Source organism: Variovorax sp. PAMC26660, assembly GCF_014302995.1.
Classification (GTDB): domain Bacteria; phylum Pseudomonadota; class Gammaproteobacteria; order Burkholderiales; family Burkholderiaceae_C; genus Variovorax.
In genome coordinates, this window is the sequence record NZ_CP060295.1 from 577,181 (window position 1) to 595,366 (window position 18,186).

Here is an 18,186-nt window from a genome sequence, read left to right on the forward strand (position 1 = left end):
GCCGAGTTGGTCAGCTCGGCTCGGCGCTCTTGAAGAGGGCCGCGACCTTGCGCTTGCTCTTGATGTTGCTCGAGATGCCGCGCGCGGGCGCGGCCTTGGCGGCGGCTTCCCAGGCTGGCGTGGCGTCGGGCTCGCCCGCTTCGTAGGGCTTGTCGAAGAACGGATCGCGCGGTGCCGACGGGCGGTGCGGGCGTCCGCCACCACCGCTGCTGCTGCTGCCGCGGCGTGCGTCGCTGCCGCTCAGGCTGCTGCTGCGTTCACGCGGCTGGTCGAGCACGTCGCGCGCGTCGCCGGCTTCGCCTTCTTCGCGCCAATGACGGCGCCCATCGTTGATGCGGCCACGCGGACGGTCTTCCTCGAACTCGACGGGTTCGAGTTCGATCTTCTTCTTGATCAGCTTCTCGATGTCGGCCACCAGGCGAGCATCGTTGCCGCCGCTCGCAAAGCTCACGGCCAGGCCGGAAGCGCCTGCGCGGCCGGTGCGGCCGATGCGGTGCACATAGTCTTCGGCATTGAACGGAATGTCGAAGTTGAAGACCGCCGGCACGTCCTTGATGTCGAGGCCGCGGGCCGCGACGTCGGTGCACACCAGCAGGTCGACTTCGCCGGCCTTGAACGAGGCGAGCGCCTTCAGGCGTTCGTCCTGGCTCTTGTCGCCGTGCAGTGCGGTGGTGCGAAGACCATCGCGCTCCAGCGAGCGTGCGAGGCGCGCGCAGCCGAGCTTGCTGTTGACGAACACGAAGGCTTGCGTGATGCCGCGTTGCTTCACGATCTGCTTGAGCGCGCGGCGCTTGTCGTCGTCGCTCACGCTGTAGAAATGCTGCTCGACGGTCGAGGCCGTTTCGTTCGGGCGCGCCACTTCGATGGTGACGGGGTTCTGCAGGTAGCTGCCTGCAAGCCGCTTGATTTCGGGCGAAAACGTGGCCGAGAACAGCAGCGTGGTGCGCTGCTTGGGCAGGTAACTCAGGATGCGCTGCAGGTCGGGCAGGAAGCCGATGTCGAGCATGCGGTCGGCTTCGTCCAGCACCACGTATTCGACCTGGTTGAGCACCGCGTTCTTGGCTTCGATGTGATCGAGCAGCCGGCCGGGCGTGGCCACCAGGACTTCGACGCCCTTCTTCAGTTCCAGCGTTTGCGGCTTCATGTCGATGCCGCCGAACACGACCGTGCTGCGCAGGTTGGTGTACTTGGCGTACAGCTTGACCTGTTGCGCGACCTGGTCGGCCAGTTCACGCGTGGGCAACAGCACGAGCGCACGCACCGGATGCCGCGCAGGCGACGTGGAGGTGTTTTCGTGCTTGAGCATGCGCTGCAGCAACGGGAGCGAAAACGCCGCCGTCTTGCCGGTGCCTGTCTGGGCGGCGCCCATCACATCCTGGCCCGAAAGCACGACCGGAATGGCCTGCTCCTGGATCGGTGTCATGGTCTCGTAGCCCATTTCGGCCACGGCGCGCGCCAGCGGTTCTGCCAGCGAAAGATTGGAGAAGGAACTTGTCATTGAGCCCGGTATTGTCGCACTGCCGCAAAAAACAGCAGTGACGGCGGCGTGACAACGCCCGTGACGGTGGAATTGCTATTTATTCAATAGCATTCAAGTCAATGGAAATGGGCCTCTCAAGCCCTCGAAGCTCAGAGGCTGCGCGCGTTGAAGGTGTCGCAGGACTTCATGTCGCCGCTTTGATAGCCCGCTCCGAACCATCGTTGGCGCTGCGCGCTGGAGCCGTGGGTGAAGCTGTCGGGCACCACCGCGCGGCCTGCGGAACGCTGCAATGCGTCGTCGCCGATCTTCTGCGCAGCGTTCATGGCGGCCTCGATGTCGCCTGGGTCGAGCCACTTCTTCGACTCCTGCGAATGGTGGGCCCACACGCCTGCGAAGCAGTCGGCCTGCAGCTCGACACGCACGCTCATCGCGTTGTTCTGCGTCTGGCTCAGGCGGTTGCGCATGCCGTCGACCTTGGCGGTGATGCCGAGTTCGTCCTGCACGTGATGGCCGACCTCGTGCGCAATCACATAGGCCTGCGCGAACTCGCCCGGCGCGCCGAGCTGGTTCTTGAGCGTGTCGTAGAAACCGAGGTCGATGTAGACCTTCTGGTCGCCGGGGCAGTAGAACGGGCCCATGGCCGATTGCCCGGTGCCGCAGGCCGTGGGCGTGACACCGCGGAACAGCACCAGCTTGGGCGCGTGGTAGGTGCCGCCGTTCTGCCGGAACACATCGGTCCAGACCACTTCGGTGTTCTTGAGCACGGTAGAGACGAAGGCCGCTTCGCGATCGCCAGAGGGCGGCTTGGCCGCCGGCCCCTGCTGGGGTTGCTGCTGCACCTGGGCGGGCCCGCCGCCACCGCTGAGCAGGCTCAGCACGGTGAGCGGGTTGATGCCGAAGACCCAGCCTGCGATCAATGCGACCGCGATGGTGCCGATGCCGATGCTGCGGCCGCCGAGGAAGCCCCCGCCGCCACCACCACCACCACCACCACCACCGCCGCCCTCTTCACGGCGGTCTTCGACGTTGTCCGATTGTTCGTTGCCTTCCCATCTCATCGCGATCTCCTTACCGGCTTTTTGCAGGAGTAGTTGCCGGTGACGCAGGATGGTACTTGGGCTGGCGCCCGGCGGGGTAACCGGCCGTCAGCGCGCGGCCCGCGGGACCGTCAGGTTTTCGGCAATGTCACGCCGCGCTGGCCCTGGTACTTGCCGCCACGGTCCTTGTAGCTCGTCTCGCAGACTTCGTCGCTCTCGAAGAACAGCACCTGCGCGCAGCCTTCGCCCGCGTAGATCTTGGCGGGCAGCGGCGTGGTGTTGCTGAATTCGAGCGTCACGTAGCCTTCCCATTCGGGCTCGAAGGGGGTCACGTTGACGATGATCCCGCAGCGCGCGTAGGTGCTCTTGCCCAGACAGATGGTGAGCACGTTGCGCGGGATGCGGAAGTACTCGACGGTGCGCGCCAGCGCGAAACTGTTGGGCGGGATGATGCAGAAGTCGCCGTGCATGTCGACGAAGCTCTTCTCGTCGAAATTCTTCGGGTCGACCACGGTGCTGTGGATGTTGGTGAAGACCTTGAATTCAGGCGCGCACCGGATGTCGTAGCCGTAGCTCGAGGTGCCGTAGCTGATGATCTTGTGGCCGTCGCTCTCGCGCACCTGGCCGGGCTCGAAGGGCTCGATCATGCCGGTCTGCTCGGCCATGCGCCGGATCCATTTGTCGCTCTTGATGCTCATATGCGGTCACTGCTGCTGCGGGGGAATGGCGCGAATTGTGGCATGCCGGTCGATGCGCGCGGCTTGAGGCTATCCTGCCGCGGACAACCACAAGACCGGCCCGCGAAAGCGCCGGCCACAGACCATGAACCCTGAAAGCCAGACACTCCCCGGCGCGCCGGACGTCCGCATGTCGCGCAAGACCCAGGCGCTGCTCGGCCTGGCGCTGCTCCTGATCGGCCTGGTCACGATGGGCGTCGCGCTGGTCGGTGCGATCGGCGGCGCGCTCGCGGGAGGATGTTGCGGGGGCCACGGCGGCGGTTCGTCCGGCTCGTCTTTCTGGATCGGGGCCGGCGCCGTCGCGAGCGGCTTTGGTCTCGCCCTGCTGCTGGCGGCTGCGCTGAAATTTCGAACCATGACGGTTTCCATCGCGTATTTCGGCGCGGTGGGGCTGTTCATGGGCATCGGCGCGGTGTCGGAGTGGTCCCGTCAACGCGACATGGCCCATGCAGACGCACAAGAGGCCGCCGTGTTCGCGCCCTGGAAAGCTTCCTTCGAGAACCACCTCGCCGACATCACGAAAGCCATCGACGCAGACGACCCCGCCGCCCTCGAAACCGCGGGCAAGGCGTGCGTTGCGTTCGCCACGACGGTGCCGCCCGATTTCCGCATGCGCATCGACAACGATGCATGCGGCATGGGTGCGCTCGACACCTCGCGGCTGCTGGACAACGCGTTCACCGCCAATGCATGGCGAGTCCTCGACCGCTATCTCGACCTCGCGCAGCAAGAGGCGCAGAAGTCCGGGACGTGGCGTGGCGTCTCCATCGCCTCTGCCCCCGGCACCTGTTTTGCCGACCTTGCAGCGCGCGAAGAGTACGCCCCCTGGCTCATGAAGGCGGAAGACAGATCCACAACCATCGCGCTTCGCGAATCGGGAGCCATCGCCAAGCCACAGGGCCCCGTTCCCACCGACATGCTGCGGGTGCTGGCCAACCATCGCGCACAGCCGCTGCGGGCTGGCGAAGGGGCACTGCAGCGCCTTTTCGAATACGCGCTCTCCCAGCGCCGGATGGACATCGTCCAGGCCGTCTCCCGGCAGGTGAACGGCCGCTTCGCGTGGTGTTCCGACGGTGGCGCCTACGCCCACAACCTCGTCAGCGCGATCAGCCCGTCGAGCCAGGGGCGCGTCTGGCAGGAAGGCGAGACGGCGCTCTTTCAGGCCATCGCATCCTGGCCGCAGGACCCCTGGCGCGAGGTGGCGAACATCTACCTCGGAGAATTCACCCGCAGCAGCGACACGCGCCCCCGAAGCCAGACCCAGGCTTCGTGCAAGAGCGCGGCGGCACGCATCACCGCCTTGCGCCCCGGCGCGGACCGTGCGTCATTGATCGAGACCTGCCAGGCTTCGTAGGCCCGACGTGGCCGCAATCAGGCGGCCTGCGAAATCACCGTGCGCTCGACCAGCCGGTCGTCGCCCAGCACGATCATCGCGAACAGCATTTCCTCGAGGTTGTTCGCCAGCGCGGTCTTGCGCGCCAGCAGTGGCGTGGCCGAAGGGTTGAGCACCAGAAAGTCGGCCTCGCAACCGGGCTGCAGATTGCCCACCACGCCGTCGAGCCCCAGCGAACGCGCCGCGCCGCCGGTGTGGTGCCACCACAGCCGCGAGGGCGCGATGCTGAGGCCGGTCTTGGTCTGGCCTTCGCGGCCCACGTAGTAGGCCGCCAGCATCGTGTGGAAGGGACTGAAGCTGGTGCCCCCGCCCACGTCGCTCGCCAGCCCGTAAGGATGGTCGATGCGGTCGGCCGCGCCGAAGTCGAAGAAGCCGCTGCCCAGGAACAGGTTGCTCGTGGGGCTGACGGCCGATGCGGTTTTCGTCTCGCGCATCAGGCGGCGGTCTTCGTCGTCGATGTAGATGCAGTGCGCGTACACGGCACGCTCGCGCATCAGGCCGAAGCCCGCGTACACGTCCAGGTAGGAGCGCGACTTGGGGTACAGCTCGCGCGCCCATTGCACTTCGTCGCGGTTCTCGGCCACATGCGACTGAATCCATGTGTCGCCGTATTTCGCCGCCAGCTCGCCCGCGCCGCGCATCTGCGCATCGGTGCTGGTGGGCGCAAAGCGCGGCGTGATGGCATAGCCGAGGCGATCGACGTTGTGCCACTTGCGGATCAGCGCTTCGGTGTCGATCAGGCTCTGCTCGGTCTGGTCGCGCACGCCGTCGGGCGAGTTGCGGTCCTGCAGCACCTTGCCGGTCATCATGCGCAACTGGCGGCGCTGCGCGCTCTCGAAGAAGGCATCGACCGAGGCCACGTGCGAGGTCGCGAAGGTCAGCGAGGTCGTCACGCCGTTGCGCAGCAGTTCGTCGAAGAACACGTCGGCCACTTCACGCGAATGCGCCGGGTCGACGAACTTGCTTTCAGCCGGGAAGGTGTAGTTCTCCAGCCAGGGCAGCAGCCCCGGCGAGGGCGCGCCGATGATGTCGGTCTGCGGATAGTGGATGTGCATGTCCACGAAGCCCGGCGCGAGGATGCGTCCGGGCAGGTGGGTCACTTCGGCATCGGGGTGGCGCGGTGCCACGGCGGCATGGCTGCCGGCATCGAGCACGCGCTGGCGGCCGGTGCCGTCGGGGGCAATGACCAGCAGGCCGTCTTCATCGAAAACGGGCTGGCCGGCGGCATCGAATCGCAGGAGGGAGGCGCGGTAGGCTTTTTTCATCGTGGCTGCGGAGGGTAATCCAGCCCCGCGCCGCTGCAATTTCCATGCGCATATGAGTGCTATATGCCGAATGCACTCACCGCGGCAGTGCGCGCGACTGAATGTCGAAGGGCACGCCGGCCGGGATGGGCGGATCGCCGTCCTTGTGCTTGGTCAGCAACCCGTACTTCGATTCAATGAAATAGACGCGATCTCCCCACACCGCGCCCGAAGACGGATCGTTGAGCCCCGTCACCACCGTCTGCAGGGCCAGCTTCGTGCCATCGATGCGCGCCACGGTGACCTGCCCGCCGTAGGGCCCCTCGCCGAAGGCATTGCTCTCGAACAGCACGAGGCGCCCGGGCTTCCAGGCGCGGATCGCGTCCACGTTCTTCATCGTGCGCGGCGCCTCGACGCGCGTGACCTCACCGGCCTGGCCGTCTGCGCCCAGATCGATGCGCAGCAGATGGGAAGCCGCCGCCACGAGGCTCACATACACATTGCGCCCACCATCGATGGCAATGCCGTTCAGGCCCTTGTACGGCCCCTCCCCGGCCAGCGCCGGGTCTTCCTTCCAGACCGTCAGCGCCGTGGCTCCTGGCGCGAGCTTCAGCACGCGCGGGTGGTAGGAGTCGGTCACGTAGAGATTGCCGCGCGCGTCCTGCGCGATGTCGTTGCAGTAGCCGGCGTCCGGCATCGCGTAGCTCGCGCGCGGCGCACCGGTGGCGAGGTCGTAGCGCTTGAGCGCGCTCGGCGTTTGCGGCACCGTGGTGAAGCCGCTGTTGCCAGAGCAGACCCACAGGGCATGGCGCCCGACATCCACCAGCACGCCCTGCCCGTTCGCCAGGCCATTGGCGCCGGGCTTGACCAGCACCTCGGCCTTGGGCGCCACGCCGGGCTTCAGCCGCGCGACCGCGCCCTGGCGCCAACTGCCGACGTAGAACGCGCCGCCCAGGCCGATGGCGACGCTTTCCGGATACCAGTCTTCGGGCAGCACCTGCACCACAGGCGGAGCTGCAACGGCCGCCGTCGTGGCGAGCGCAAGCAGCGCGCCGGCCAGCCGTGTGCGCGCGCTCATTGCCACACGCGAAACACGCGCCCCGTCAACGGCCCTTCGATGCTGCGCACGTAGGCCAGCGCCACGCGCGCGGCCGGTACGGTTTCAACGCCCGGAAAGAGCGCGCCATACGCCGCCGCCGATTCGGTCAGCAGCGTGGGGCTTACCGCATTGATGCGCAGGCCGCGCGGCAGCTCGATCGCTGCGCCCCGCACGAAACCCTCGACCGCCGCATTCACGGCAGCCGCATTGCTTCCCCCGCGGACCGGGTCGTCGGCCGCGACGCCCGTGGTCAACGTGATCGAACCACCGTCATGCAACACATGCTGGCCGAGCAACGCGAGCCGCACCTGGCCCAGCAGCTTGTCCTGCAGGCCGACGTTGAAGTTCGCCGGCGTCATCTCGGCCACCGGCCCGAAGAACAGGCCGCCCGCCGCCGAGACGATCGCATCGACACGCCCGACCGCCTCATACAGCGCCTCGACGCTGGCGTCGCTCGTGATGTCGACCTGCCGGTCACCGCGCGTGCGGCCCGCACGCACCACCTCATGCCCACGCACGGCCAGCGCCTGTGCCACCGCACTGCCAACAGCGCCCGTCGCGCCCACAACAAGAACCTTCATGAAGAACCCCGCCAAAGTGAATCAAAGAAGCGGTCATTGTTTTACGAACCATTCATTTGATAAATTGGCATCTGGTTCGGCCATTCAGAACTCAGAGTTATCAATATGGACAAGCTTCGCGCCATGGAAGTCTTCGTTGCCACGGTGGACGCAGGCAGCTTTGCCGCCGCCGCCGAGGCGCTCGACCTGTCGGCCGTGATGGTCGGCAAGCACATCCGCGCGCTCGAAGAGCAGCTCGGCGCGCGGCTGCTCGAACGCACCACGCGGCGCCATGCGCTGACCGAGATCGGCGCCGCCTACCTGGAGCGCTGCCGCGACGTGCTGGCCAGCGTGCACACGGCCGATGGCGTGGCCGAGTCGCTGCGCGCCATGCCGCAGGGCGTGCTGCGCGTCACCGCGCCGGTGGCCTATGGCGCGCATCGGCTCACGCCGGTGATCGGCGACTACATCGCCGCCTATCCGCAGGTGAAGGTGGACCTGGTGCTCAACGACCGCGTGGTCGACCTGGCCGAAGAAGGTTTCGACTGCAGCATCCGTTCGGGGGCGGCAGTCGACGAACGGCTCATCGCGCGTCCGCTCGCGCTGGCGCGCATGTTCGCGGTCGCCAGCCCCGCCTGGGTCGAGCGCCACGGCCAGCCCAGGCATCCATCGGACCTCGAAGCTTTTCCACTACTGGGCTTTGCCACCTGGGGGCCTAACCATTCATGGCGCTTCACGCGCGACGGCCAGACGGTGCATGTGCCGGTGCGCGGCCCGCTCACCACCAACAACGGGCAAGCGCTGCTGGCAGCCGCAATGGCCGGCGTGGGAGTGATCGTGCAGGCCGACGCGTTACTGGGCCCTGCCCTGGCCTCGGGCCAGGTAGTTCAACTGCTGCCCGAGTGGGAACTGCCGACACGCCAGGTGCACATCATGCGAATGCCCGAAGCACGCCCCAGCGCCAAGCTGCGCACCTTCGTCGACTTCGTGGTCGAGCGATTGGGTTAGCGCGTCACGCGCCCCTGCACGCCTTCGGCCAGCCAGTTCATCTTCAGGATCTGGTCGTCGCTCAGTTGCGCGCCCTTCGCGATGACGACGTGGCCTTCGTTGTCGCGCACATCGCCCGCCGTTGCGCGAAACGGCTGCAGCTTGCCGCCTGCGATGTCCTGCTGGCGCGCCATCACCTCCTGCTGAACAGCCTTGGGCACCTTGGTGCCGAAGTCGCCGACGCGGATCATTCCTTCCTTCACGCCGCCCCAGAGGTTGCCGCTCTTCCAGTTGCCGTCGAGCACCGCCCGTGCGCGCTGCGTGTAGTAGCCGCCCCATTGGTGTGTGACCGCGACGATCTGCGCGTCGGGCGCAATCTTGCGCATGTCGGAGTGGTAAGCAATGGCCATCTTGCCGCGCTCCTGCGCCGCAGACATCACGGCGGTCGAACCAGTGTGGAAAGCCACCACGTCGGCGTTCTGGTTGAACAGCGTCATCGCCGCATCGCGCTCCTTCGGCGGGTCGAACCACTCGTTGAGCCACACCACGATCACCTTGGCGTTCGGGTTCACCGAGCGCATGCCGAGCGCGAAAGCATTGATGCCTTGCAGCACTTCCGGAATGGGAAAGCCCGCCACATAGCCCGCCACGTTCGTCTTCGTCATGCGCCCTGCGGCGATGCCCGCCAGGTAGCGGCCTTCGTAGTAGCGCGCGTTCGCGGTCGCGACGTTGGGCGCGGTCTTGTAGCCGGTGATCGACTCGAACTTCACATCGGGAAAGTCTTTCGCCACCTTGAGCGTCGGCTCCATGTAGCCGAAGCTCGGCGTGAAGATGAGCTTGTTGCCCTGCTGCGCGAGGTCGCGGATCACGCGCTCGGCGTCGGCCCCTTCGGCCACGTTCTCGACAAAGGTGGTCTTCACCCTGGCGCCCAGCGCCGCATCGACGGCCTTGCGGCCCTCTTCATGCTGGCGCACCCAGCCGGCGTCGGTGACCGGCGTGACATAGACGAAGCCGATCTTCAGCGGCTCTTTCGGCGCCTGCGGTTGGGAAAAAGCGGGAAATGAAAAGCTGGTGAAAAAGCAAGCGGATGCCCACGCCAGAACGGCGCGGCCCGCGAGGTTTTTGTACATGGTGGTCCTCTACATGGCCCCGGAAAAGCAAAAAACCCGCAGCCGGCCGGGACGCCCGGCTGCGGGGCAGCGATTTTAGTGCGCAGCGGTCTCAGGCCAGCACCACGGCCTTGCATACGCCGCTCGCGATGGGTGGCGACGCCAATCGGCAGGCGCCAGATCGGCCGCGTCGCCACACAATGAGTTCGCCCCATGACGAACTCGACAACCAACGCCTCGCGCAGCGCATCCGCGCCGGAACCTGCCACCAGCAGCGCTAACGAACACTGGGAGCGCAACCTTGCCGTCTGCATGTTCGGCTCGTTCACCACCATCGTGGCGATGACGCTGCTACTGCCCTTCCTGCCGCTCTACGTCGAGCAACTGGGCGTGAAGGACCATGCTGCCATCGTGCAATGGTCCGGCGTGGCCTACGGCGCCACCTTCTTCACCGCCGCGCTGGTGGCGCCGTTGTGGGGCCGGCTGGCCGACCGCTACGGCCGCAAGCCGATGCTGATTCGCGCCAGCCTGGGCATGGCAGTGGCGATGGCGCTGATCGGCATGGCGGGCAACGTCTGGCAACTCGTCGGGCTGAGGCTGCTCGCGGGCCTGCTGGGCGGCTACGCCTCGGGTTCGATGGTGCTGGTCGCCACGCAGACGCCGAAGGCGCGCACCGGCTGGGCACTGGGCACGATGTCGTCGGCCATCATGGCGGGCAACCTCGTGGGCCCGCTGGTCGGCGGCGTGCTGCCGCCGCTGATCGGCATTCGCGCGACCTTCTTCGCGGCGGGCGCAATGATCTTCGTGGCCTTTCTCGCCACCGCCTTCCTGATCCGCGAAGAGAAAAAACGGCCTTCGACCACGAAGCAGCGCGGCGAGGCCGGCAGCGGCTGGGCGGCCATTCCCGACAAGCGTCCCTTGGTGGCGATGCTCTTCACCGGCATGCTGCTGATGCTCGCCAACATGTCGATCGAACCGATCATCACGGTCTACGTGGCCACGCTGGTCGAAGACCCGAGTCGCGTGACGATGATGGCCGGCTTCGTGATGTCCGCCGCAGCGCTCGGCAGCATCCTCTCGGCCTCGCGCCTGGGCAAGCTGGCCGACCGCGTGGGGCACTGGAACGTGATCGTGGGTTGCCTGGCGGTGTCGGCGGTGCTGCTGGTTCCGCAGGCCTTCGTCACCTCGGGCTGGCAGCTCGTGGTGCTGCGCTTCCTGATGGGTCTGTCGCTCGGCGGGCTGCTGCCTTGCATCGCGAGCGTGATCCGCCACAACGTGCCTGAGCGCGTGGCGGGCAACATGCTGGGCTATTCGACTTCGGCGCAGTACACGGGCCAGGTCACGGGGCCGCTGCTGGGCGGCTTCGTGGGCGGGCACATCGGCATGCGTGCCGTGTTCCTCGGCACCTGCGTGCTGATGGCAGCGGGTGCCGGATGGAACTGGCTCGCGAAGCGGCGGCAGCCTTCCTGAGCCACCGCCGCCGCGCGCACTCCGATGCGGCGCTCTTACTCGCTGACGACCGCGCTGCTGTAGGCCGTGTCGGCCTTGATCTCGGACTCCGAGAACGGCACCTTCAGCCACTGCCCGGCGCTGTAGGCGCGGGTGTAGTCGCCGTTGTGCGCCGATGCAGGATCGTCGGACAGCGAGAAGGTCAGGAAGGTGTGGGCCTCCACGCCGCCTTCGGGGAAGCGGACGATCTGCATGTAGCTGTTGCCGTTGGGGTTGCCGTCCATGTTGTAGCCGCCCTTGTCGAGACGGTTCTCCGAGCACGAAATGGTGAAGTAGCCCGGGCCGCCGCAGCCTCCGTACAGCGGGATCTTCTTGTCGCCGCGCGTGGCGAACAGGTAATCGCCGCGCTGCGCGTCGACCGCGTAGCCGCTGGCCTCGACGCGCGCGATGGCTGCACCGAAGGCCTGCGTCAGCGCGGGTGCCTCGGTGATGTTCAGGTCGCGCGGCGTGTGGACCGGGTCGTTGGCATCGAAGGGCTTGTCGTAGGCCGTCGACGGAAGCTTCACGCGGCTCCAGAACTCGTCCCACAGATGCGCGCCTCGTGCGCCCGTGACGCCGGTGTTGTCCCAGGCCTGCAGCGCAGCGCAAGCCGCGCCGGTGTTGACGGTCTGGCCGGCGAAGGTCGGATCGAGCGGGTCCTTGGCGACGTTGATCGTCGGCGACGCACACACCATGGTCAGCGCCTTGTCCTTGAACAGTTCGGCCGTCAGCACGCGGCTGTTGAGCACCATGCGCTTCACGGTGTCGACGGTCGCGCCCTTGGCGCCGTAGCTGTCGGTGCCGCCAAGGCGGCCCTGCGCCAGCACGTTGCCCATGCGGGTACGGAAGCTCACAGCCTCGGTGCCAGCCGGACCCATGATGTCGGGGTAGCCGGTCATCGGTGCGTTCGGGTTGGCGAGCCAGTAGCTGTCGTTCATGTTGGCCACGTAGTCGTCGCGCATCAGGTTCGGCATGCGCGAGGGGCCGATGGCGCCCTTCTGCACAGAGTCGGCATCGGTCTGCCAATCGCAGGCGCTGCGCGAGCCGTCGAAGATCGGCACGCGCGCCAGTGCCCCCCTGAGCGTCAGGCCGGCAGTGCTCGTGCTCGAGCACTTCGCCATCTGGTCCGCCGACACGTTGGGCACGGCACCGATGTCGGCATACCAGGCCTTGGCGCTGCCACGGCCCACGGCCACGGTGTTGACCCACGGAATGGCGGCTTCCTCGCGCTGGATGGCAGTGAACTCGTCGAGCGACTTCGCCTGGTTCCAGCGCAGCCAGTTGCGGAAGGTGCGGTAGTTTTCTCCGTTGATGTCGCGGATGGCGTAGGCGGTGGTCTGGTTCCACAGCGGCAGCTTGTCGTTGAGGTACGTCAGGTTGACCATCGGCCCGTACTCCGACTTGTAGAGCGTGCGCGTCACCGGCGTCACGCTGCCATCGGCCTGCTTCACCTTGACCGTGATCTCCTGGGCCTGCATCTTCACGGCGCTGCCGTCGCGCATGTAGCTGGTCGGGTCGCCCGCGGCGAGCGTCAGCTCGTAGAACCCGAAGCGCCGCGCCGTCGACACGGTGTGGCTCCACGCGATGTTGTCGTTGAAGCCGATGAGCATCACCGGAATGCCCAGGAACGACGTGCCGCTGATGTTGAGCTGGCCCGGAATGGTGAGCTGCGCCTGATAGAAGCGATCGGGCCCGCGCCAATACCAGTGCGGATTGCCGAAAAGCAGCGGGCTCGCATCGCCGGTGGCAGCGGTGCCGAAGCCGATCATGTTGCTGCCCACGCCTTCCTTGCCGCCGACCTGCATCTCGGGCACGGCGATGTCGCGCATGGCGAGCTGCAATGCCTGATGCTTCTTGTGGCTATGGCTGCGTGCGCTGACCTTCGTCGGCGCCACGGCTGCCGGTGCGATCGCGTTGGCGATGTGCGGCAGGAAGTTGCTGTAGCCGCCCGCCAGGTTGGCTGCATACATGCGGCGGTAGATGTCGTCGGTCGTGATCGGCTGGACCCAGGCCTCGCTGCGGCAGGCCGCATGCGCGCTGCCGCTGGCCTTCGCGTCGCGCACGTAGCGGTTGTAGCCCGCCGTGAAACCCTCAACCAGCTTCTTCAGGTTGTCGGGCTGTGCATCGATCATCTTCTTGAGCACGTCGGCCGAGATCACGTGCCTGTGGAAGAAGTCGGAGTCGATGTTCTTGGGCCGCGCGATGGTGCTGCTGGCCAGCAGTTGCGCATCGGCCCCCAGGTACTGCGAGCGCTCGCCGCGGTAGGTAAGGAACGAGTCGGCCATGGTGCACAGGTTGTCCTGCGCCTGCGCATAGCCGTAGCCGTAGCCCACGCCGGGCCAGTTGTCGGCCTTGATGTGCGGCACGCCCATCGCAGTGCGGCGGATCTCGGCCTTGTAGGTGCTCTCGGCCGGTGGATTGCCAGGGCTTGGTGGCAGCGGCAGGAACGAGAAGCCGTTGCCTCCGCCACCACCGCATGCGGTCAGGGTGGCAGCCGCGGCGAGCGCGAGCAGGGACAGCGGCATGGCGCCACGACGGGTGGTTTTTCTCATGGGGTCTCCAGTTGATGCTCTCTTGACGGAGCACTCCGAAGCTTAGGCAAGGCCCTTGCCTGCAGCTTGAACGCAGCCGCTGTGCTGCCTAGGGTTGGCCCTAGGCCGGAGCCCCGGTACGCCCCCACGCATACGAGGCCTGCTCGTCCGCGGTCACGCTCACCTGGTTCGCAAGAAAGGACGGCGCCAGGCCGAAGTAGCGCTGGAATGTGCGACTCATGTGCGCCGCGTCGGTGAAGCCGCTGACCAGCGCGACGTCGGTGAGCGGGCTGCGTCCGGTGAACTGCTGCACCGTGCGGCGCACCTTGGTCCACAACGCATAGCGCTTGACCGACACGCCCACCTGCTCCGCGAACAGGTGCGTCAGCCGGTCGGGCGACAGGCAGGCCACGGTCGACAGTTCACGCAACTGGATTTGCCCGGCATGCGCGCGGATGGCCTGCAGCACGCGCTCGATGCGCTTGTCGATGGGCACTTCAAGCTCCGGGTGCTCGGTGATGGCCTCGACCAGCTTGGCACTGAGCATCTGCAACCGACGGTCTGACAGCAGGCCGCGCTGCGCCGGGTCGAAGTCGTCGCGCAGCCGGCCGAAGCGGCGGGCATCGATCGGCTGGATGCCATGGCCGCCCATGTGCCGGGCAAGCATGCGGTAGGCGCTCGATGCCGGATCGAGGTTCAGCGACAGCAACCCGCAGCCATCGACATCGAGCCGGCGCGACACATGCGGCGCCACCAGCGCGGCGGTGCAGCGCACGCGCGTGCCGTCGACCGCTTCGAGCGTGAAGGGATGGCCGCTGACCGACGCCAGCAGCGTGGCCGACGAACGCGCCGTCAGCCCCGACTGGATCGCCGGCGTGATGTAGAGGAACCTGTCATCCCACAGGTGCAGGAAATTCTGTTGCGTGGCCATGCCGTATCACTTTTGTCTTTGTCTCCAGCGGCGGATTCTCACGCATTGCCGCTGCGGCCAGGCAAGGGCTTGTGCGCCCCGCCTTCAGCATTCCTTCAGTGTGCCGCCACCAAGGCATCGGTCTGCACGTGCTGGCGCACCGCCTCCAGCAGCAGGGTGGCCAGCCGGCTCGCCGGGGCCTCGGCATGGGCCTGTGCGCGATAGAGCACCAGCGATATCTGCGGCAGTGCCGGCAGCGACAGCATCGCGCGGTCGATGGTGCGCACATGCGAGGGCAGCCCGAAGGGGGTGCGTACCGTGAGGCCCAGCCCGGCCGAGGTGGCGGCCCACAGCGCCGACAGGCTGGCGCTGGCGAACGAGCGGCGCCACGGCACGCCCGCGCGGTCGAGCGCGGCGATGACGATTTCGCGCAGCGGGCACGGCGCGTCGAGCATGACCAGCGGCAACGGCTCGCGGCTCTTGCGCGCGCCCGGGCTACGGCGCTCGCGCTCGGTCCACCAGGCGGCGTCGATCCTGTCGGGCGCCTTGGGGCCGATCCACAGCAGCGGCAGCCGTGCCACGCGCTCGGCATGGGGCGACAGGGGTTGGTCGCCCGCGTCCCACGCGAGCGCCAGGTCGAGCTGCCCGAGTTCGAGCCGCTCGCGCAGGTCGGCGCTGCGTGCCACGCAGGCCTCGATGCGCACCTTGGGATGCGCCCGCGCGAAGCGGCCCAGCACGGCGGGCAGCAGCGTCTCGCCGAAGTCCTCCTGCAGGCCCAGCCGCACCGCGCCCTGCAGGTCGACACCGCGCATGGCGGCGCTGGCCTCGTTGTTGAGCTCGAGCATGCGATGGGCGTAGGTCAGCAGTGTTTCGCCCGCATCCGTCAGCTCCAGCCCGCGACCCGCCTTGCGGAACAACACCGTGCCGGCCTGCGCCTCCAGCTTCTTGAGCTGCGCGCTCACGGCAGAGGTCGAGCGGCCGAGCCGGTCGGCCGCGCGGGCATAGCTGCCGAGCGCGATGCCGGTGGAAAAACTGCGCAGCACGTCGAGATCGAACATCACCTGGGACATGGTTTCTTCCCTTTTCAATCATCCTGTTTTTCAGGACGGTTCTCTCATTATTTTCTGATTTTCAAAACCTTTGCAACGGCGGACACTGCACCGCAACATGACCCACTCATCCGATTCCCCATCGTTCGCACCCCGCCACCGCTGGAAGGTTCTGGCGGCGGGCGTGGCCGCCAACGCCGCGTTCTCCGTGGCTTTCAGCGGCATTCCGATGACCGCCGTGCTGATGCGCACCGGCTACCGGCTCGACAACGCCACGCTCGGGCTGGTGCTCGGCCTCATGGGCCTGGGCATCGCCGTGAGCGAGCTGCCCTGGGGCCTGCTGACCGACCGCTGGGGCGACCGGCCCGTGCTGCTGACCGGCCTGGGCAGCACCGCCGTCGCGCTCGTGGCGATGGCGCTGTGGGCCGCACCGAACGCGCAGCACATCCCTGGCCTCGGCTGGCTGGCCGCGGGCCTGCTGCTGGTCGGCTTGCTGGGCGGCAGCGTCAACGGCGCCAGCGGCCGCGCGGTGATGACCTGGTTCGACGCCGGCGAGCGCGGCCTCGCAATGAGCATCCGGCAGACCGCCGTGCCGCTGGGCGGCGGCATCGGTGCGCTGGTGCTGCCCTTCGTCGCGCTGCACTTCGGCTTTGCCGCGCTCTACGGCCTGCTGGCCTTGTTGTGTGCGTTGAGCGCGGCCATGAGCTGGGCCTGGGTGCACGAGCCGCCTGTTGCGCCCCGCACCAAGGCCACGGCCGAAACGCATGCCATGCCGAAGAGCGGCCCGCTGCGCGACGCCCGCGTCTGGCGCATCGTGCTGGGCATCGGCATCCTTTGCGCGCCGCAGTTCGCGGTGCTGTCCTTCGGCACGGTGTTCCTGCACGACTTCGGCCACGCTAGCTTCGCGACGATCACCGCCACCATGGTCTTCACGCAGGTCGGCGCAATGGTGATGCGCGTGTGGAGCGGCCGCTGGACCGACCGCCGCCGCAACCGGCCGGCCTACCTGCGCGCCTGCAGCGCACTCAGCGTGCTGCTGTTCGCCGCACTGGCGGTGCTGGTGATGGCCGCCGGCACGCATGTCGCCGATTCATTGGCGCTGCGCATCGCGCTGGTCGTGCTGCTGGGTGTGAGCGGTGTCTGCGTATCGGCCTGGCACGGCGTGGCCTACACCGAACTCGCCACGCTGGCCGGTGCAGCCCGTGCCGGCACGGCGCTGGGCATGGCGAACACCAGCGTGTTCCTGGTGTGCTTCGTCACGCCCTTCTCCATTCCGCACCTGCTGGCGCTGCAGGGCTGGCCGTTGGTGTGGCTCGCGGCCAGCGCCTGTGCGCTGGTGGCGATGCCGCTGCTGGTGCCGCGGCCCGATACCGCGGCCACTGTCGATCAGAACGTCGCGAAGACGGCGTTGAGCCGGTCCACATGAGCGCGCTTGGCCGCCGCATCGATGAAGCTGCCCTCGAAGCTGTTCGCCGCGAGCTGCCAGGCCTGCTGCACATCGAGCCCGGTGGCCGCGAAGGTCTGCGTGAAGTTCTGGTTCATGTAGCCGCCGAAGTAGGCCGGGTCGTCCGAGTTGACGGTGGCGACCAGGCCGGCATCGAGCAGCGCGCCGAGATTGTGTTTCGACAGGTCGGGGAACACGCAGAGCTTGAGGTTCGACAACGGGCACACGGTCAGCGGAATGCGGTCTTGCGCGAGCCGCTTCATCAGCGCCGGGTCTTTCGCGCTCTGCACGCCATGGTCGACACGCTCGACCTTCAGCACGTCGAGCGCGCTCCACACATAGGCCGGTGGCCCCTCTTCGCCCGCGTGCGCGACGAGGTGAAAGCCCAGCTCGCGACAGCGCGCGAACACGCGGGCGAACTTCTCGGGCGGATGGCCGAGTTCGCTCGAATCGAGGCCGACGCCGATGAACTTGTCGCGGAACGGCAGCGCCTGCTCCAGCGTCTCGAAAGCCTCTTCCTCGCTCAGGTGGCGCAGGAAGCACAGGATCAGCGTGGCGCTCACGCCCAGCTTCGCCTGCGCATCGATGCACGCCCGATACAGGCCATTGACCACCGTCTCCATCGACACGCCGCGTGCCGTGTGCGTCTGTGGGTCGAAGAACATCTCGGTGTGCACCACGTTGTCGGCCGCGGCGCGCTCCAGGTAGGCCCAGGCCATGTCGTAGAAGTCCTGCTCTTTGAGCAGCACGCTGGCGCCGGCGTAGTAGATGTCCAGGAAGCTCTGCAGGTTGGTGAAGGCGTAGGCGCGGCGCAGGTCTTCGACGCTGGCATACGGAATGGCCACGCCGTTGCGCTGCGCGAGCGCGAAGATCAGCTCGGGTTCGAGCGAGCCTTCGATGTGCATGTGCAGTTCGGCCTTGGGCATGGCGCGCAGCAGCTCTGGCAGGCGCTCGACGGCGATCTTGCTGGCAAGGGTCTTGTCGAAGGCGGGTCGGAAGTCGGTCATGGTGGGGAACTCGGCGTTGTGATCCCGCACAGCATAAGCGCAGCCGTCGCGCAGGCGATCACGGTAAACGTATACGTTCGATAGACTGGGTTTTCCACAGCAACAGGAGAC

At 67.2% G+C, this 18,186-nt stretch carries 15 protein-coding genes; 4 read left to right on the top strand and 11 right to left on the bottom strand.

Annotation, left to right across the window (positions count from 1 at the left end; genetic code table 11):
• Nucleotides 1–10: 10 nt before the first annotated feature.
• The 3 genes from H7F35_RS02725 to dcd all read right to left on the bottom strand — a co-directional run bounded on the left by H7F35_RS02725 (nt 11) and on the right by dcd (nt 3,215).
• Nucleotides 11–1,498 carry a DEAD/DEAH box helicase gene (locus H7F35_RS02725; RefSeq protein WP_187111455.1) on the bottom strand — a complete coding sequence of 496 codons (1,488 nt, stop codon included), beginning with the start codon at nt 1,496–1,498 and terminating at the stop codon, nt 11–13.
• A gap of 131 nt (nt 1,499–1,629) precedes the next feature.
• Nucleotides 1,630–2,538: a neutral zinc metallopeptidase gene (locus tag H7F35_RS02730; RefSeq protein WP_187111456.1), complete on the bottom strand. Its 909-nt coding sequence runs from the start codon at nt 2,536–2,538 to the stop codon at nt 1,630–1,632.
• A gap of 110 nt (nt 2,539–2,648) precedes the next feature.
• Nucleotides 2,649–3,215 carry a dCTP deaminase gene (gene dcd, locus H7F35_RS02735; RefSeq protein WP_187111457.1) on the bottom strand — a complete coding sequence of 189 codons (567 nt, stop codon included), beginning with the start codon at nt 3,213–3,215 and terminating at the stop codon, nt 2,649–2,651.
• Nucleotides 3,216–3,339: 124 nt separating this feature from the next.
• Here dcd and H7F35_RS02740 point away from each other — a divergent pair, with 124 nt between their 5' ends.
• Nucleotides 3,340–4,608, top strand: a complete 1,269-nt coding sequence (locus H7F35_RS02740) for a hypothetical protein (RefSeq protein ID WP_187111458.1) — start codon at nt 3,340–3,342, stop codon at nt 4,606–4,608.
• 17 nt (nt 4,609–4,625) lie between these two features.
• On the opposite strand, the gene guaD is transcribed toward H7F35_RS02740, so the two are convergent.
• The 3 genes from guaD to H7F35_RS02755 all read right to left on the bottom strand — a co-directional run bounded on the left by guaD (nt 4,626) and on the right by H7F35_RS02755 (nt 7,571).
• Nucleotides 4,626–5,912, bottom strand: coding sequence for a guanine deaminase (gene guaD / locus H7F35_RS02745; RefSeq protein WP_187111459.1), 1,287 nt, complete (start codon nt 5,910–5,912; stop codon nt 4,626–4,628).
• 76 nt (nt 5,913–5,988) lie between these two features.
• Entirely contained in the window at nt 5,989–6,969 is a 981-nt protein-coding gene (locus H7F35_RS02750) for a hypothetical protein (protein ID WP_261803498.1), read from the bottom strand.
• The gene (locus tag H7F35_RS02755) at nt 6,966–7,571 is read right to left on the bottom strand and encodes a short chain dehydrogenase (protein WP_187111460.1); all 606 of its coding nucleotides are present in this window, start codon (nt 7,569–7,571) and stop codon (nt 6,966–6,968) included. Before H7F35_RS02755 ends, H7F35_RS02750 begins: the two co-directional genes overlap by 4 nt.
• Before the next feature lie 105 nt (nt 7,572–7,676).
• Here H7F35_RS02755 and H7F35_RS02760 point away from each other — a divergent pair, with 105 nt between their 5' ends.
• Entirely contained in the window at nt 7,677–8,558 is an 882-nt protein-coding gene (locus H7F35_RS02760) for a LysR family transcriptional regulator (RefSeq protein ID WP_187111461.1), read from the top strand.
• On the opposite strand, the gene H7F35_RS02765 is transcribed toward H7F35_RS02760, so the two are convergent.
• Entirely contained in the window at nt 8,555–9,667 is a 1,113-nt protein-coding gene (locus H7F35_RS02765; RefSeq protein WP_187111462.1) for a BMP family ABC transporter substrate-binding protein, read from the bottom strand. The two genes, H7F35_RS02760 and H7F35_RS02765, sit on opposite strands and share 4 nt — an antisense overlap.
• Nucleotides 9,668–9,859: 192 nt before the next feature.
• On the opposite strand from H7F35_RS02765, the gene H7F35_RS02770 reads away from it, so the two are divergent.
• Nucleotides 9,860–11,116 carry an MFS transporter gene (locus H7F35_RS02770; protein WP_187111463.1) on the top strand — a complete coding sequence of 419 codons (1,257 nt, stop codon included), beginning with the start codon at nt 9,860–9,862 and terminating at the stop codon, nt 11,114–11,116.
• A 35-nt stretch (nt 11,117–11,151) separates the two neighbouring features.
• On the opposite strand, the gene H7F35_RS02775 is transcribed toward H7F35_RS02770, so the two are convergent.
• The 3 genes from H7F35_RS02775 to H7F35_RS02785 all read right to left on the bottom strand — a co-directional run bounded on the left by H7F35_RS02775 (nt 11,152) and on the right by H7F35_RS02785 (nt 15,645).
• Nucleotides 11,152–13,686, bottom strand: a complete 2,535-nt coding sequence (locus H7F35_RS02775; RefSeq protein ID WP_187111464.1) for a penicillin acylase family protein — start codon at nt 13,684–13,686, stop codon at nt 11,152–11,154.
• Nucleotides 13,687–13,786: 100 nt separating this feature from the next.
• Nucleotides 13,787–14,596: a helix-turn-helix domain-containing protein gene (locus H7F35_RS02780; protein WP_187111465.1), complete on the bottom strand. Its 810-nt coding sequence runs from the start codon at nt 14,594–14,596 to the stop codon at nt 13,787–13,789.
• Between the two features lie 95 nt (nt 14,597–14,691).
• On the bottom strand, nt 14,692–15,645 hold the full coding sequence (locus H7F35_RS02785; protein ID WP_187111466.1) for a LysR substrate-binding domain-containing protein: 954 nt from the start codon (nt 15,643–15,645) through the stop codon (nt 14,692–14,694).
• Nucleotides 15,646–15,742: 97 nt separating this feature from the next.
• Between H7F35_RS02785 and H7F35_RS02790 the strand changes: the two genes are divergently transcribed.
• Nucleotides 15,743–17,050, top strand: coding sequence for an MFS transporter (locus tag H7F35_RS02790; RefSeq protein WP_187111467.1), 1,308 nt, complete (start codon nt 15,743–15,745; stop codon nt 17,048–17,050).
• Here the strand turns inward: H7F35_RS02790 and H7F35_RS02795 are convergent.
• Nucleotides 17,011–18,075, bottom strand: coding sequence for an adenosine deaminase (locus tag H7F35_RS02795; protein ID WP_187111468.1), 1,065 nt, complete (start codon nt 18,073–18,075; stop codon nt 17,011–17,013). The genes H7F35_RS02790 and H7F35_RS02795 overlap by 40 nt on opposite strands.
• Between the last annotated feature and the right edge of the window lie 111 nt (nt 18,076–18,186).

Excerpts from the sequence above, each read along its gene's own strand:
- H7F35_RS02725 (WP_187111455.1), bottom strand. The coding sequence starts at position 1,498 with ATGACAAGTTCCTTCTCCAATCTTTCGCTGGCAGAACCGCTGGCGCGC.
- H7F35_RS02730 (WP_187111456.1), bottom strand. The coding sequence starts at position 2,538 with ATGAGATGGGAAGGCAACGAACAATCGGACAACGTCGAAGACCGCCGT.
- dcd (WP_187111457.1), bottom strand. The coding sequence starts at position 3,215 with ATGAGCATCAAGAGCGACAAATGGATCCGGCGCATGGCCGAGCAGACC.
- H7F35_RS02740 (WP_187111458.1), top strand. The coding sequence starts at position 3,340 with ATGAACCCTGAAAGCCAGACACTCCCCGGCGCGCCGGACGTCCGCATG.
- guaD (WP_187111459.1), bottom strand. The coding sequence starts at position 5,912 with ATGAAAAAAGCCTACCGCGCCTCCCTCCTGCGATTCGATGCCGCCGGC.
- H7F35_RS02750 (WP_261803498.1), bottom strand. The coding sequence starts at position 6,969 with ATGAGCGCGCGCACACGGCTGGCCGGCGCGCTGCTTGCGCTCGCCACG.
- H7F35_RS02755 (WP_187111460.1), bottom strand. The coding sequence starts at position 7,571 with ATGAAGGTTCTTGTTGTGGGCGCGACGGGCGCTGTTGGCAGTGCGGTG.
- H7F35_RS02760 (WP_187111461.1), top strand. The coding sequence starts at position 7,677 with ATGGACAAGCTTCGCGCCATGGAAGTCTTCGTTGCCACGGTGGACGCA.
- H7F35_RS02765 (WP_187111462.1), bottom strand. The coding sequence starts at position 9,667 with ATGTACAAAAACCTCGCGGGCCGCGCCGTTCTGGCGTGGGCATCCGCT.
- H7F35_RS02770 (WP_187111463.1), top strand. The coding sequence starts at position 9,860 with ATGACGAACTCGACAACCAACGCCTCGCGCAGCGCATCCGCGCCGGAA.
- H7F35_RS02775 (WP_187111464.1), bottom strand. The coding sequence starts at position 13,686 with ATGAGAAAAACCACCCGTCGTGGCGCCATGCCGCTGTCCCTGCTCGCG.
- H7F35_RS02780 (WP_187111465.1), bottom strand. The coding sequence starts at position 14,596 with ATGGCCACGCAACAGAATTTCCTGCACCTGTGGGATGACAGGTTCCTC.
- H7F35_RS02785 (WP_187111466.1), bottom strand. The coding sequence starts at position 15,645 with ATGTCCCAGGTGATGTTCGATCTCGACGTGCTGCGCAGTTTTTCCACC.
- H7F35_RS02790 (WP_187111467.1), top strand. The coding sequence starts at position 15,743 with ATGACCCACTCATCCGATTCCCCATCGTTCGCACCCCGCCACCGCTGG.
- H7F35_RS02795 (WP_187111468.1), bottom strand. The coding sequence starts at position 18,075 with ATGACCGACTTCCGACCCGCCTTCGACAAGACCCTTGCCAGCAAGATC.